At 63.7% G+C, this 12,801-nt stretch carries 11 protein-coding genes; 2 read left to right on the top strand and 9 right to left on the bottom strand.

All coding sequences use genetic code 11. The annotated features are described in order from the left end of the window. The first annotated feature begins 232 nt into the window (after positions 1-232). Entirely contained in the window at positions 233-1,783 is a 1,551-nt protein-coding gene (locus AC5XE7_RS18105) for an acetolactate synthase large subunit (RefSeq protein ID WP_495367068.1), read from the top strand. Between the two features lie 55 nt (positions 1,784-1,838). Here the strand turns inward: AC5XE7_RS18105 and AC5XE7_RS18110 are convergent, their stop codons facing one another. The 5 genes from AC5XE7_RS18110 to AC5XE7_RS18130 form a co-directional block, all read right to left on the bottom strand. Beyond that, a complete protein-coding gene (locus AC5XE7_RS18110; RefSeq protein WP_495367069.1) occupies positions 1,839-3,488 on the bottom strand; it encodes an FGGY-family carbohydrate kinase in 1,650 nt (549 codons plus the stop codon). Between the two features lie 50 nt (positions 3,489-3,538). Beyond that, a complete protein-coding gene (locus AC5XE7_RS18115) occupies positions 3,539-4,267 on the bottom strand; it encodes an SDR family oxidoreductase (protein WP_495367070.1) in 729 nt (242 codons plus the stop codon). Between the two features lie 19 nt (positions 4,268-4,286). Next, positions 4,287-5,564, bottom strand: coding sequence for a sugar ABC transporter permease (locus AC5XE7_RS18120; protein WP_495367071.1), 1,278 nt, complete (start codon positions 5,562-5,564; stop codon positions 4,287-4,289). Beyond that, complete coding sequence (locus tag AC5XE7_RS18125; protein WP_239801413.1) at positions 5,561-6,388, bottom strand: ATP-binding cassette domain-containing protein; 828 nt, start codon at positions 6,386-6,388, stop codon at positions 5,561-5,563. Before AC5XE7_RS18125 ends, AC5XE7_RS18120 begins: the two co-directional genes overlap by 4 nt. Before the next feature lie 64 nt (positions 6,389-6,452). Continuing rightward, on the bottom strand, positions 6,453-7,478 hold the full coding sequence (locus tag AC5XE7_RS18130) for an ABC transporter substrate-binding protein (protein WP_495367097.1): 1,026 nt from the start codon (positions 7,476-7,478) through the stop codon (positions 6,453-6,455). Between the two features lie 413 nt (positions 7,479-7,891). Between AC5XE7_RS18130 and AC5XE7_RS18135 the strand changes: the two genes are divergently transcribed. Then, positions 7,892-8,911, top strand: a complete 1,020-nt coding sequence (locus tag AC5XE7_RS18135) for a LacI family DNA-binding transcriptional regulator (RefSeq protein WP_495367072.1) — start codon at positions 7,892-7,894, stop codon at positions 8,909-8,911. Positions 8,912-9,142: 231 nt separating this feature from the next. On the opposite strand, the gene AC5XE7_RS18140 is transcribed toward AC5XE7_RS18135, so the two are convergent. From AC5XE7_RS18140 to AC5XE7_RS18155, 4 genes are read right to left on the bottom strand one after another with little or no spacing between them, the layout of a single operon-like run. Beyond that, complete coding sequence (locus AC5XE7_RS18140; RefSeq protein WP_183832424.1) at positions 9,143-10,009, bottom strand: glycine betaine ABC transporter substrate-binding protein; 867 nt, start codon at positions 10,007-10,009, stop codon at positions 9,143-9,145. Positions 10,010-10,034: 25 nt separating this feature from the next. Continuing rightward, positions 10,035-10,967, bottom strand: coding sequence for an ABC transporter permease (locus tag AC5XE7_RS18145; RefSeq protein WP_495367073.1), 933 nt, complete (start codon positions 10,965-10,967; stop codon positions 10,035-10,037). Between the two features lie 21 nt (positions 10,968-10,988). Beyond that, complete coding sequence (gene proV / locus AC5XE7_RS18150; protein WP_495367074.1) at positions 10,989-12,221, bottom strand: glycine betaine/L-proline ABC transporter ATP-binding protein ProV; 1,233 nt, start codon at positions 12,219-12,221, stop codon at positions 10,989-10,991. After that, on the bottom strand, positions 12,148-12,591 hold the full coding sequence (locus AC5XE7_RS18155) for a hypothetical protein (protein ID WP_495367098.1): 444 nt from the start codon (positions 12,589-12,591) through the stop codon (positions 12,148-12,150). Before AC5XE7_RS18155 ends, proV begins: the two co-directional genes overlap by 74 nt. Positions 12,592-12,801 lie beyond the last annotated feature (210 nt).

Raw genomic sequence — 12,801 nt, forward strand, 5'->3', positions numbered from 1 at the left:
CATCCCTGTGAAGGTAGGAGTGTGCAGGCTGGCCGTGCCTTTGCGGCTGCGATCAGGGCGACCGCTGCGCCAAGAAGGGCTGGTACATCTGCCTCAGGGGCAGTGATCCTTGCCAACGTCAGACTATTTCTGAACAACGGCACCTGTCCGGGCCGTCAGCCACGGCTGAGAGGCGGTAGGGGCCAGCCCCGGCCGGATCCCGCCTGATGAAATGAATGATGAAAGGGAAGATATGAACGGGGCCGACATGCTTTGCGATGTGCTTCTGGTGAACGACATTGACGTTTGCTTCGCCAATCCGGGAACCTCCGAAATGCATTTCGTTGCCGCGCTTGATCGCAAGCCGCAGATGCGCTGCGTGCTGGGTCTGGCCGAGGGCGTTGTGACAGGCGCCGCCGACGGTTACGCGCGCATGGCCGACAAGCCTGCCGCCACCCTGCTGCACACGGGGCCGGGGCTCGCCAACGGTCTTGCCAATCTGCACAATGCCCGCCGCGCCCGCACGCCCATGGTTAATGTGGTGGGCGACCATGCCACCTATCATCTGAGGCACGATGCGCCGCTGACAAGTGATATCGAAGGCCTTGCCCGGCCCATGTCGCACTGGGTTGGCCGTATCGAAAGCGCCGCCGGAGTGCGCACGCGCACGGAAGAGGCTTATCGCGAGGCGCAGATGCGCCGCGGTGTCTCGACGCTCATCCTGCCGGCGGACGCGGCGTGGGGCGAGGTGCAGCCCCAAACGCTCGGCCCCGTAACCCTGCCACAACCGCCCGCCATTTCGGCTGACGTGCTTTCCGCTGCAAGCGCGGCGCTGCGCAGCGGCAGACGCGCGGTCATCATTCTGGCCGGCCGGGCGTTGCGCGCCGGTGCCCTCGAAACCGCGGGGCGCATCGCGGCTGCCACCGGTGCGGCGCTGTTTTCGCAGACCTCCGACCGCACCGCGCGGGGTGCCGGCAGGGTTGCGGCCCGGCCGGTGCCTTACAATGTCGATCAGGCGGTGCAGGCACTGCGCGAATTCGAAGTGGCGATCTGTCTCGGCGGGCATGCGCCGGTCGGGTTCTTTGCCTATCCCGGCAAGCCCGGCGCGATGCTGCCGGCCGACTGCGAGGTCATCCAGCTTGCAGAGCATGAGCACGATCTGGCCGGCGCGCTTGAGGCGCTTGCCGCCGAAATCGGCGTGCGTGGCGATGCTCCATTCGTGGCCGGTCGTTTCAACCAGCGCGAGATCGCTGCTCCGAATGGCGTGCTCGATGCGGACAGCATTTCGGTGGCTGTGGCGCGTGCCCTGCCCGAGGGCGCGATCCTGATCGATGAGGCGATTACCTCGGGCGGACGTCTGACGGCGCTGTCGCCGGGGCTGGTTCCGCATGATCATGTGCCGCTGACCGGTGGCGCGATCGGCGAAGGCATTCCGCTGGCAGTTGGTGCCGCCATTGCCTGTCCTGAGCGCAAGGTGGTGGCCATGCAGGCCGACGGCAGCGGCATGTACACAGTGCAGGGCCTGTGGACGCAGGCGCGCGAAAATCTCGACGTGGTGACCGTCATCCTGTCAAACCGTGCCTATGCCATTTTGCAGGGCGAAATGCGCAATGTCGGCGTCAACACTTTTGGGCGCAACGCACGGCGCATGCTCGATCTGGATTCGCCCGACCTCGACTGGTGCCTGATCGCGCGCGGCATGGGTGTGGAAGCTGCCCGTGCCGACACGATAGAACAATTCATCGATTTGTTCGGGACGGCGCTGACAAGAAAAGGGCCGTTCCTGATCGAGGCGCGGATCTGAAGCCTTGCCTGAAGGCAAATCGTAAATCGCAAAGGGGATGCCGGGGCATCCCCTTTCAGCAGGCGCGCATGTCGCGGTAGACCAGCTGCAAGGCCTTGAAGGCTGCGTAGCGCTCTGCGTGCAGATCGGCGATGGCGCCTGTCGCGGGCTGATGGACGCTGCCGGAAGCCGAAAGCTGCGCCATCGCTTCGCCCATCGTGGCGAAGGCGCCGCCGGCGACCGCACCCAGAATGGCGGAGCCCAGCAATACCGGCTCTTCGGTGCGCGGCGCCACCACCGGCTTGCCGCCGGCTTCCGCCAGCAGGGTGCGCACGAAATCGCTCTGTCCGGCACCGCCGCTGATCACCACCTGTTCGACACAGGCACCCGCTTCGGCCTGAACCTCGATGATCTGCCGCAGCCCGTAAGCGATGCTGCAGATGCCGGCGACATAGAGCGCGACGAGGCTGTCGAGATCGTCTTCCATGCCAAGACCGGCGATCACGGCCCGCGCCTCGGGGTCGGCGAAGGGGGCGCGGTTGCCGAGGAATTCGGGCACGACATGCAGCCCCTTCACCAGCCGCACGGCCTCCGTGGCGGTGCCGGCATGCTCAAGGGCGAGGTCGGCGAGCAGCAAGGGAAGGGCGACACCTTTCGCATCGGCGCGGGCTTTCGCTGCGCCGTGGGCGGGATGCATGGCGATGAGCCGGTCGATGGCCGCGCCGGCCGCGCTCTGGCCGCCTTCGTTCAGCCACATGCCCGGCACCATGGCGGAATAATAGGGGCCCCAGACACCGGGAACGAACACCGGCTCGCTGGTCGAGGTCATGGTGCAGGAGGAGGTGCCGAAGACATAGGCGAGGTTGCGCTGCGGCTCGCCGCCAATGCCGACCGTTCCGATGCCTCCCGCATGCGCGTCGATCATGCCGGCGGCCACGGCCGTGCCTGCGACGAGACCCATGGCCGCTGCAGCCTCTTCAGTCAGGCCGCTGCCGAGCGCGGTGCCCGGCTCGACGATGCGCGTGCCGATGCGCGAAAAACCTTCATCGGCAAGCACATCGAGGCCGATCTTGCGGAAGTAGCTTTCATCCCAGCGCTGTTCATGGGCGAGATAGGTCCATTTGCAGGTGACGGTGCAGATGGAACGGGCGAGATCGCCGCTGGCGCGCCATGTCAGATAGTCGGCGAGGTCGAAGAATTGCCATGCGGCGTCGAAGATCTGCGGCCGGTTCTCCTTCAGCCACAAGAGCTTCGGTGTTTCCATTTCCGGCGAAATGCGCTCACCGACATAGCGCAGCACCGGATGGCCGAGCCGGTTGATGCGTTCTGCCTGTTCTGTGGCGCGGTGGTCCATCCACACGATGATGTCGCGGCTGGCATCTTCGCAGGGACCAACCGCAAGCGGTGTTCCGCCTTTGCCCAGCACCACCAGCGAGCAGGTGGCGTCGAAGCCGATGCCGGCCACGGCGGCCGGATCGATACGGGCTTCCGCGACAGCCTCTTTCACGCTGGCGCAGACGGCATCCCAGATTTCAGCGCTCGACTGCTCGACCATCGATCCCGCTTCGCGATAAAGGGTGATGTCGCGTTTTGCAGTGGCCAGCATCCGGCCTTCGAGATCGAACAGGCCGGCGCGGGCACTGCCGGTGCCGACATCGACACCGATCACATAGCGGTTGGTTTGGGCCGCATCGCGCGGCGCGGGGGCGCCGGTCGTCGTGCTCATGGGGACACTCTCAATACGCAAAAATGGACGAAGGGGTGGGGCTTCACCCCTTACAGATCGACGCTGTTTGGCAGGATGACCAGATCGCGAATGGTAACGTTGCGCGGGCGCGACAGCATGAACAGCACGGCTTCGGCCACTTCCTTCGGTTGCATCAGGCTGCCATTGGCGAGCGCCTCCTCCATCTTGGCTTTCGGCCAGTCGTCGAGCAGGGCCGTCACCACCGGGCCGGGCAGAACCGCGCCGACGCGCACGCCATGCTGCGCCACCTGACGGCGGGTGGAGTGAACGAAGGCCTGCACGGCGAATTTCGAGGCGGTGTAGATCGGCTCCCACACCACCGGCACCACGCCGGCGATGGAGCTGGTGAACAGGATGTCGCCGCTCTTCTGCGCGATCATGTGTGGCAGCACCGCATGGACCGAGCGGAACGCGGCGTTGATGTTGAGGTTGAGCATCCGGTCCCAGGCGTCGGGATCGCCTTCGGCCACCGGCCCGCCGATATAGGCGCCGGCATTGGCATGGAAAATGTCGAGACGCCCGGCAGCCTCGAGAATGCGCGGCAGCATGCCCGACACGTCTGACGGCGAAAGAAGGTCGACCACCAGCGGTCTGGCGCGTTCGCCAAGCTCGGCGCACAGCGTTTCGAGACGGTCCGCGGCCCGGTCGATCAGCACCACCGTGGCGCCTTCGGCCAGCAGGGTGCGGGCGCATTCGAGGCCGATGCCGGATGCGGCTCCGGTGATGGCTGCGACCTTGCCCTTCATGATTTCCGCCATGATGTTTCCTTCCTGTGGATCAGGCTCTGCCGTGGCTGACGCGGGAGCGGCGGGCGAGCGAATCGACGATGACGGCGATGGCCAGAACCGCGCCGGTGATCATGTAGCGCAGTGAAGAGCTGAGATTGAGCAGTGTCAGGCCGTTCGAAATGGCCTGAATGACGATGATGCCGAGCAGGGCGGAATAGGCGCTGCCCCGGCCGCCGAATAGGCTGGTTCCGCCAATGACGGCAGCCGCGATGGCATTGAGATTGACGTCGCCGGTGCCGGCCTGCTGGCTGGAGGAGGCAAGGCGGGAGGCGGCCAGAATGCCGCCAAGCGCTGCCAGCGTCGAGCACAGCATGAAGGCCGACATGTAGATGCGGCGCACATTGATGCCGGAGCGGCGTGCGGCTTCGCGATTGCCGCCGACGGCGAACATGGAGCGGCCCCAGCGGGTGCGGGTCAGCGCATAGTCCAGCACCACCACCAGCGCCACGAACAGGCCGAACATCCACGGCACGCCGCGCCCCAGATTGAGATAGTAGACGGCGAACTGGATCACCACGGTGAACAGACCGGCCTTGAAGGCAAGCGCGCCGAGCGGCTGCGAGGAAAGGCCGACGGCATGGCGGCGGGCGCGGTTGCGCAGGCCCAGCACCACCATCACCACACCGGGAAGCAGCGCCAGCAGATGGGATGTCCAGGCCGGCATCACCATGACCTGTCCGAAACGCACCAGCGGCGAGGCATAGGGCAGGTTGATGGAGCCGGTCGGACCCAGAATGTAAAGCTGCAGGCCAAGCAGGGCCAGAAGGCCAGCCAGCGTGGCGACGAAGCTCGGCATGCCAAGCCTGTTGTAGAGCATGGCGTAGAGCGCGCCCATCGCGGCTCCGGCAGCAAGTGCGACGGCAATGCCGCCGGCAATCGGCCAGCCGGCATTGACCCACAGGACGCCGATGATGGCCGAGGCCAGTCCGCTCATCGAGCCGACCGACAGGTCGATTTCGCCCAGCAGCAGCACGCACACGATGCCGAGCGAAATGACGCCGATGGTGGCGCTGTCGAACAGCAGGTTCACCAGATTGTTGGGTGCAAGAAAAACCGGATTGAGGATGCTGAACACGGTGGAGATGACGATCAGCCCGACGGCGACTGGCAGCATGCCGAGATCGCCGGTGCGGACACGCGCGAAAAAGCTGCGCACCATGCCCCCAATGCTCTCGTCGTGGCGCACGCGCTCGTCGGAACGGTCGAGCGCCGCTTCTGCGGTGGCGTGCTTTTCGGATGAGGGTTTGGTGGAAACTGGCGTGGTCATGCGCTTGCCCCGCTGATGCCGTCGGTTTTATTGCCAGCGTCCAGACGGGCGCGGCGACGCGACACTGCGTTTTCGGTGGCGCCGGTAATGGCGGTGACGAGTTCGTTGTTGGTGGCGTCCGGGCTGAAAACGCCATTGTTGCGCCCAAGGCGCAGCACCACGACGCGATCAGCCACAGCGCGGACGTCTTCCATATTGTGGCTGATGATGATGACGCCGAGGCCGCGATCGCGCACCCGCTCGATAAGGTTCAGCACTTCCGCCGTCTGGGCAACGCCAAGGGCTGCGGTGGGTTCGTCCAGCATGATGATCTTGGGGTCGAGCAGCAGCGAGCGGGCGATGGCGACCGTCTGGCGCTGACCGCCCGACAGGGAAGCGACCGGCTCGCGAACGGAGGGGATGCGCGCGGCAAGCTCGCGCAGGAGCGTCCATGCCTTCACCTCCATGGCCACCTCGTCGAGGTTCCATGGCGACAGTTCATGGCCGAGAAACAGATTGGCGACGACGTCGAGGTTCTCGCATAGCGCAAGATCCTGAAACACCGTGGCGATGCCCAGTTCCAGCGCTCGGCCGGGGCTGTCGAGCGATACGGTTTCGCCGCAGAATTCGATGGTGCCGGAGGACGGCTGATGCACGCCGGCCAGAATCTTGATGAGCGTCGATTTGCCAGCGCCATTGTCGCCGACCAGCGCCACCACCTCGCCGGCATGAACATCGAGATCAATGTCGGTCAGCGCCGAAACGGCTCCGAAATTCTTGGAGATCTGGCGAAGTTTAAGGATGGGGCTGCCCGGTTGCGGGCCTGCGCCGGCTTGCTGGTTCATCTTTGAATGGCCTCTGCTTGGCAGGATAAGCCCGGCCGGCCGGAGCCGGCCGGGCACAGGCATATTACTCGGTAATGCCGAGCTTCTTGCAAGCCTCGGCATATTCGCCGGTGCAGACCTGCTCAGCGGTCTGGATGCCCTTGTCGAAGATTTCAGCCTTGATGTTCTCAGACGTCACCACTGCCGGAACGAACAGTTCCGAAGGCGTGTCGTAGAGCGTGGTCTTCGCTTCGGGCGTCTCGCCCTTCACGAACTGCACAGCCACCTTGGCGGCGGCAGCGGCAACGATCTCCGAAGGCTTGGAGATGGTGTTGTACTGGTCGCCGGCGATGATCAGCTGCAGGGCGGCGATGGTGGCGTCATTGCCGGTCACCGGAGGAACGGGTTGCACGCCGGCGGCCTTGAAGGCTGCAACGACGCCACCGCCGGTGCCGTCATTGGCGGCAACCACGCCCTTGATCTTGTCGCCGAAGCGGGTGATCTGGCCGGCAGCCCATTCCTGCGCCTTCGGCGGCGCCCATTCCGGCGTGTCGAACTCGGCCAGCGTCTCGAAGCCGGATTCCTTCAGGCCGCGATGGATGCCGTCGCGGATCAGGCCGGCGGCAGCGTCGGTCGGCGAGCCGTTGACCTGCAGCACGCCCGCGCCGTCCTCGACGCCATTCGCCTTCATGTGGTCGACCAGCGATTTGGAGATGGCGTAGCCGATGCCTTCATTGTCGAAGGAGACATAGTAGTCGGCCGGTTTGTCCGGGATCGGTCGGTCATAGGCGACGACCTTGACGCCCTGCGAATGGGCGATCTCGACGAGACCGGCAGCGGCGGCGGAGTCGACCGGATCGAGCACGATGACCTTGGCGCCCTGCGCGATCACCGAGTTGAACTGCTGCTGCTGGAGCGAGGCGTCGGCATTGGCGTTCTGATAGATGACCGTGCAGCTCGCGCACAGCTTTTCCATCTCTGCCTTGAAGCCCGGATAATCATGCTCCTCGTAACGCGTCGATGCCTGATCCGGCATCAGGAACGCGACGGTGGCGGCTTCATCTGCCCGCGCCTGCGCCATGCACAGAACGCCGGCGGCAGCCGTCGCCATCAGGAAAGTGCGGAAATTCATGGTGTCCTCCTTGTAAACGACAAACCCGTGCCGGGAAGTTGATGCCCTGAAACCGGCACGGACCGGGTCAAAGGCCGGGAGCCTCATGCGCAACGTGTCGGGACTGCTCCACGACGTGGCACATGCACCGGTTCAAGCTTCAGAATACTCCCGAACGCCTCCCGATCGGTCTTCGATATGCAACCGCCTTCATCGATTGTGCATGATAGCTCAATCGATGAAGCAAAAATTGCCACCTTCAGATATTGATGTCAAGCTGGCGCAAATCAGACGGGGTGGATAAGAGCTTTACGCTGCGTCTTGTGCATGGCGGGCACCGCCTCGCAGGTGAAAAGCGCAGGAGATGGCGGCGGCGCGGGGGAAGCGAAGCGGCCACAGAGGAGAGAATTCTGATGGATGGCGGCAAGCCGACCAGAAAGACGACCATCTACGATCTGGCGACACTGGCCGGCACCTCGGCCAGTGCGGTCAGTGCGGTGCTCAACGGCACATGGAAGAAGCGCCGGATCAGCAGCCAGCTGGCTGAGAAGATCACCCGGCTGGCCCAGGAGCAGGGCTATGCGGTCAACATGCAGGCAAGCCTGCTGCGCCGGGAGAAATCCCGGATTATCGGCATGATCGTGCCGAAATACGACAACCGCTATTTCGGCTCCATCGTCGAAACCTTCGAGGCGATGGCCCGCCAACGCGATCTGTTTCCGATCATCACCTGCACGCGCCGCGATCCCGACCTGGAGATGGAGGCCGCGCGCACCATGCTCTCCTATCAGGTCGAATGGCTGATCTCGACCGGCGCCACCAATCCCGACCGCATCACCGATCTGTGTGGGCCGGCCGGCGTACGCAGTCTCAATCTCGATCTTCCCGGCTCACATGCCCCGTCGGTCATCTCCGACAATTTCGCGGGTGCGCGGGAACTGACCCGCCGTATTCTGGCCAATTGCCGTCAAAGGCTTGGACAGGCACTGCCGCTGCTGTTCATTGGCGGGCGCGGGAACGACCACAACACCAGCGAGCGTATCCGCGGCTTTCGCGCGGCGCATGAGGAGGTTGGGATCGAGGTGGACGAAAACCACATTCTGGCCTGCGGCTATGCGCCGGAAAAGGCCGAAGGCGCGCTTGGCGCGCTGGCGCAGCGGGAAGGGGTTCTGCCACAGGGAATGTTCGTCAACTCCACGATTTCCCTTGAGGGGGTGATGCGCTGGATCCGCCGTTCCGGCCACTACGAGGGCCGTGCGCCGGTGATGGGCTGCTTCGACTGGGATCCCTTCGCGGCACTGCTTGCCGACGACATCGAGATGGTGCGTCAGGACGTGCCGCAGATGCTGGCGGCCGTTTTCGACATCATAGAAAAGGGCGCGCCGCAGAACGCGCGTATCGAGATACCGCCCGTTTTCGTCAGCCGCGGCTAACGCATGTCGCCCGAGAGTGGGAGCCGGTTTCGGGATAACGACATGCGCAAAAACAAGAACTTAAAGCGTGAGGAGCGAATCTGAAAGATCGCGACACGCTTTAGAAAAGTTGGCTGCCGACCGGGCCTGAACGCGAAAGGCCACCGCGACTGTTTCGCGGCGGCCTCTTTCAGGCGTGGTGGCAGGCGAGCCTGCCGTCCGTTCCCGTGACCGGGCTTGACAGGGTCAGGCTTACTTGGCGCCGACCCACTCCTTCACCTTGTCCGGGTTCTCGGAGATGTACTTTTCGACCGCCTTTTCATAGGAGGTCTCCTGCGCATCGAACATGGCGGCTTCCAGTTCCGGGATCTCCACCTTCATGCGCGACAGCAGTTCGGCCACCTTCGGGTTGTCATCCTTGAAACCCTTGCGGGCGAGGATGTCGATGTGCTCCGCCTTGCCGAGCGACTCCTTGGGGTCGTCGATGTAGCGCAGCTTGTACTTGCCGAACATCCAGTGCGGGCTCCATGCGGTGGCCACGAACCATTTCTCGGTGCGCATGGAGCGGTCGACCGTGGTCAGCATGCCCGCTTCACTGGAAATCTGAAGCTTGTAGTCGAGGCCGTAATCGGTGATCGCCTTTTCGGAAAGACGGGTCAGGCCGGCGCCCGGATCGATGCCCTGCACCTCGCCGCCGAGCTTTTCCTTCACCTCGGCCTTGCCCAGATCCTCGATCGAGGAAATCTCGCTCTCGGGGATGTAGTCGGGAACCACCCAGCCAAGCTTGGCGCCGTCATAGATGGTGCCGAGCGTATCGACCTTGTCTTCGATCCGCTTGAAGTAGTCGGCATGGGTTTCCGGCAGCCACGCCATCATCATGGCGTCGATGTCGCCGCGGCTCACGCCCTGATAAAGCGGCGCCACGTCCGTCTGAACCAGCTCGACCTTCTGGCCGAGTTCGTCCTCGATGAGCTTCGCGGCAAGCTTGGTCACGAATTCCGCGTCGGACCATGCGGCCCAGCCGATTTTCACCGGCTTGCCGTCCTGCGCCAGGGCGGCCGTTGCCATGCTGCCCGCCATCAGGGCAGCAAGGCCGATGCGCGTAAGTTTCCTGATCATATCTTCTCCTTCTTGTTTTCGGAGCTCAAGCGGCGGCTGACCGCTGCTTGTCATCGGCAGCCGGAACCTTGGCCGGCGCTGACGCCTGCAAACGGTCCCCCGCCTTTCGGAAGGCAAGGAGGCTCAGGAAGCCCGAACCGCCCTTGCCGAAGCTCTGGGTGATCCTGTCGAGGACCACGGCCAGAATGACGACGGCCAGGCCGCCCTCGAAACCGGCGCCCACGTCAAGGCGCTGGATGCCGGTCAAAACATGATTGCCGAGTCCGCCGGCGCCGATCATCGAGGCGATGACCACCATCGACAGCGACAGCATGATCGTCTGGTTGATGCCGGCCATGATGGAGGGCAGGGCATTGGGCAGCTGCACCTTGAACAGAAGCTGAGAGGGGGTGCAGCCGAAAGCCTGCCCGGCCTCGACCAGCTCTTCCTGAACCTGCCGGATGCCCAGATTGGTCAGGCGCACCACCGGCGGCATGGCGAAGATCACCGTGGCAATAGTGCCGGGCACGGCGCCGAGGCCGAAGAACATGGCGGCCGGGATCAGATAGACGAAGGCCGGCATGGTCTGCATCAGGTCGAGCACGGGCCTGAACAGGCCGGCCACCCGGTCCGAGCGGGCCATGGCGATGCCGGCAGGAATGCCGACGACGACGGCGATCACGGTGGCGGAAAGCACGAGCGACAGCGTCTGCATGGTGCTGTGCCACAGGCCCATATGATTGACCAGCGCCAGCGACACTATCGTGAAGAGTGCAAACTTCCAGCCAACCCGCCACAGCGAAAGCAGGGTCAGGATTGCAATGCCGACCAGCGGTGAGGTGCCGGTGAGCAACGATTGCAGACCGCCGGTGACGAAACCGATCGCCGCCGCGATGCCGTCGAGCGCCGGGGTGAAGTTGTCGAGTATGTAGTTGACGGTGACGTCGGCACCGTGGCCGACGTTGAAATCGAAGTCCATGTAGTTTCCCTTCGGTTCGGCTCAGCCAGCGCGGTCGAGCGTTTCCAGAAGCGACGACTTGCTGAGGGAGCCGACATAGCGCCCCCGCTCATCGACCACGGGTACCGGCCAGCGGCTCGCCGCAACGAGCCCCAGCACATTCGAAAGAGGCTCGCCCGCGGGAATGGGCGTCACATCCTGAAGAAAGGCGTTGCGATACGGGTCCGCATCCTTCGCCCTGATCTTCTGGACCAGCACGTCCTGGCTGATCATGCCATGATATTTCTTGTCGCGGCCGACGACGATGGCGACGTCACGGTCGCTTTGCGACATCTGCTCAAGTGCCGCCGCAGCGGTAGCCCCACGCCGATCCACGAGGGTCAGCTGGGTGCGGCGCGCCACGTCTCCGGCCTTGAACACCTGCGAGACGTCCACATTGCGGAAGAAGGAGCGCACATAGTCGTTGGCCGGCTGCGAGACGATCTCGTCCGGCGTTCCCACCTGCACCACCTTGCCGTGCTGCATGATGCAGATGCGGTCGCCGATGCGCATGGCCTCGTCAAGGTCGTGGCTGACGAAGATGACAGTGCGGCTGTGCTCGGCCTGCAGGCGCATCAGTTCATCCTGCATTTCGGTGCGGATCAGCGGATCAAGCGCCGAAAAGGCTTCGTCCATCAGAAGGATGGTCGGCTCGCTGGCCAGCGCCCGGGCAAGCCCCACGCGCTGTTTCATGCCGCCGGAAAGCTGGTCCGGCCGGCTCATGGCGTAATCCCTGAGGCCGACGGCCTCAAGCGCTGCCATCGCCTTTTGCGTACGCTCAGCTTCGCCGACGCCGGACACTTCGAGCCCGAACGCGGCGTTGTTCAGCACATTGCGGTTTGGCAGCAGGGCGAAGGACTGGAACACCATGCTCATGTCGCGGCGGCGAAGCTCGATGAGGTCGCGTGTCGACAGCCTGGTTATGTCTTCGCCATTGACCTCGATGACGCCCGAGGTGGGCTCGATGAGGCGGTTGAGAAGGCGAAGCAGCGTCGACTTGCCGGAACCTGAAAGGCCCATGATGACGAAGATCTCGCCATCCATGATGTCGAAGCTGACATCGTCGACACCGATCGTACAGCCGGTGGTTGCGTGGATTTCGGTTTTGCTTTTGCCAGCCCTCGTCATTTCGAGAGCGTTTTTGACGTTGCTTCCGAAGATTTTATAAACATTCTTCAGTCGAAGTTTTACTTCGGAATGTCCATTCGATCCGTTTTTTTCGGTCGTTGAAGTCATAATCAATAGAGCACCCGCTTGGCTTGGCGAGTAAAATCTCCTCTGTTATAAGAAAAGCCAAGAATAACATCCGGCCGCGAAAAAATAAGCGATTGCGCTCGGGTATTGCTTTCCCGGCGCGATCGCTTGTTGCAATTTTTATATCGTACTGAAAAACCGATGTCCACCCGCAAAGGCACAAATGCGGGCGGGCATCTTTTCCGGCAGGTTGCGCCGGACGCTTTCCGGGAGCCTTGCCGCAGGAGCCATCGCCAGCGTTCGCCTGCCTTTGCGAGGTCTGCGGCGTGCATTCTGCCGGCATGTGGAAAAGAAACCGCAGCGCAGCTGTTCGCTGTAAATCCCGGGTGAGATTCCGGCTCCTCCCGATCACGGAAAACCGTTCCGGCCGAAGCAGGCGCTCCCCTGCATGGCATCGTGTCCATCCGCGTCCTCCCCGCAGATCATCACCATCCGGCAGCTGCCGGCGACTTGCGCGCCGTACAGGAAACCGGTGCGCCTCAGGGCGCCAACAGGCAGGATCATGCGCCGGGGTCGGGGCGTTCGCCGGTGCAACCGCGACAACGGCGTGTCGAAGACCGAC

Source organism: Aquamicrobium sp. YD-1-mutant5 (assembly GCF_059509755.1).

Bases quoted from the DNA above. Each gene is read 5' to 3' on its own strand.
- AC5XE7_RS18105 (WP_495367068.1), top strand. From the start codon at position 233: ATGAACGGGGCCGACATGCTTTGCGATGTGCTTCTGGTGAACGACATT.
- AC5XE7_RS18110 (WP_495367069.1), bottom strand. From the start codon at position 3,488: ATGAGCACGACGACCGGCGCCCCCGCGCCGCGCGATGCGGCCCAAACC.
- AC5XE7_RS18115 (WP_495367070.1), bottom strand. From the start codon at position 4,267: ATGGCGGAAATCATGAAGGGCAAGGTCGCAGCCATCACCGGAGCCGCA.
- AC5XE7_RS18120 (WP_495367071.1), bottom strand. From the start codon at position 5,564: ATGACCACGCCAGTTTCCACCAAACCCTCATCCGAAAAGCACGCCACC.
- AC5XE7_RS18125 (WP_239801413.1), bottom strand. From the start codon at position 6,388: ATGAACCAGCAAGCCGGCGCAGGCCCGCAACCGGGCAGCCCCATCCTT.
- AC5XE7_RS18130 (WP_495367097.1), bottom strand. From the start codon at position 7,478: ATGGCGACGGCTGCCGCCGGCGTTCTGTGCATGGCGCAGGCGCGGGCA.
- AC5XE7_RS18135 (WP_495367072.1), top strand. From the start codon at position 7,892: ATGGATGGCGGCAAGCCGACCAGAAAGACGACCATCTACGATCTGGCG.
- AC5XE7_RS18140 (WP_183832424.1), bottom strand. From the start codon at position 10,009: ATGATCAGGAAACTTACGCGCATCGGCCTTGCTGCCCTGATGGCGGGC.
- AC5XE7_RS18145 (WP_495367073.1), bottom strand. From the start codon at position 10,967: ATGGACTTCGATTTCAACGTCGGCCACGGTGCCGACGTCACCGTCAAC.
- proV (WP_495367074.1), bottom strand. From the start codon at position 12,221: ATGACTTCAACGACCGAAAAAAACGGATCGAATGGACATTCCGAAGTA.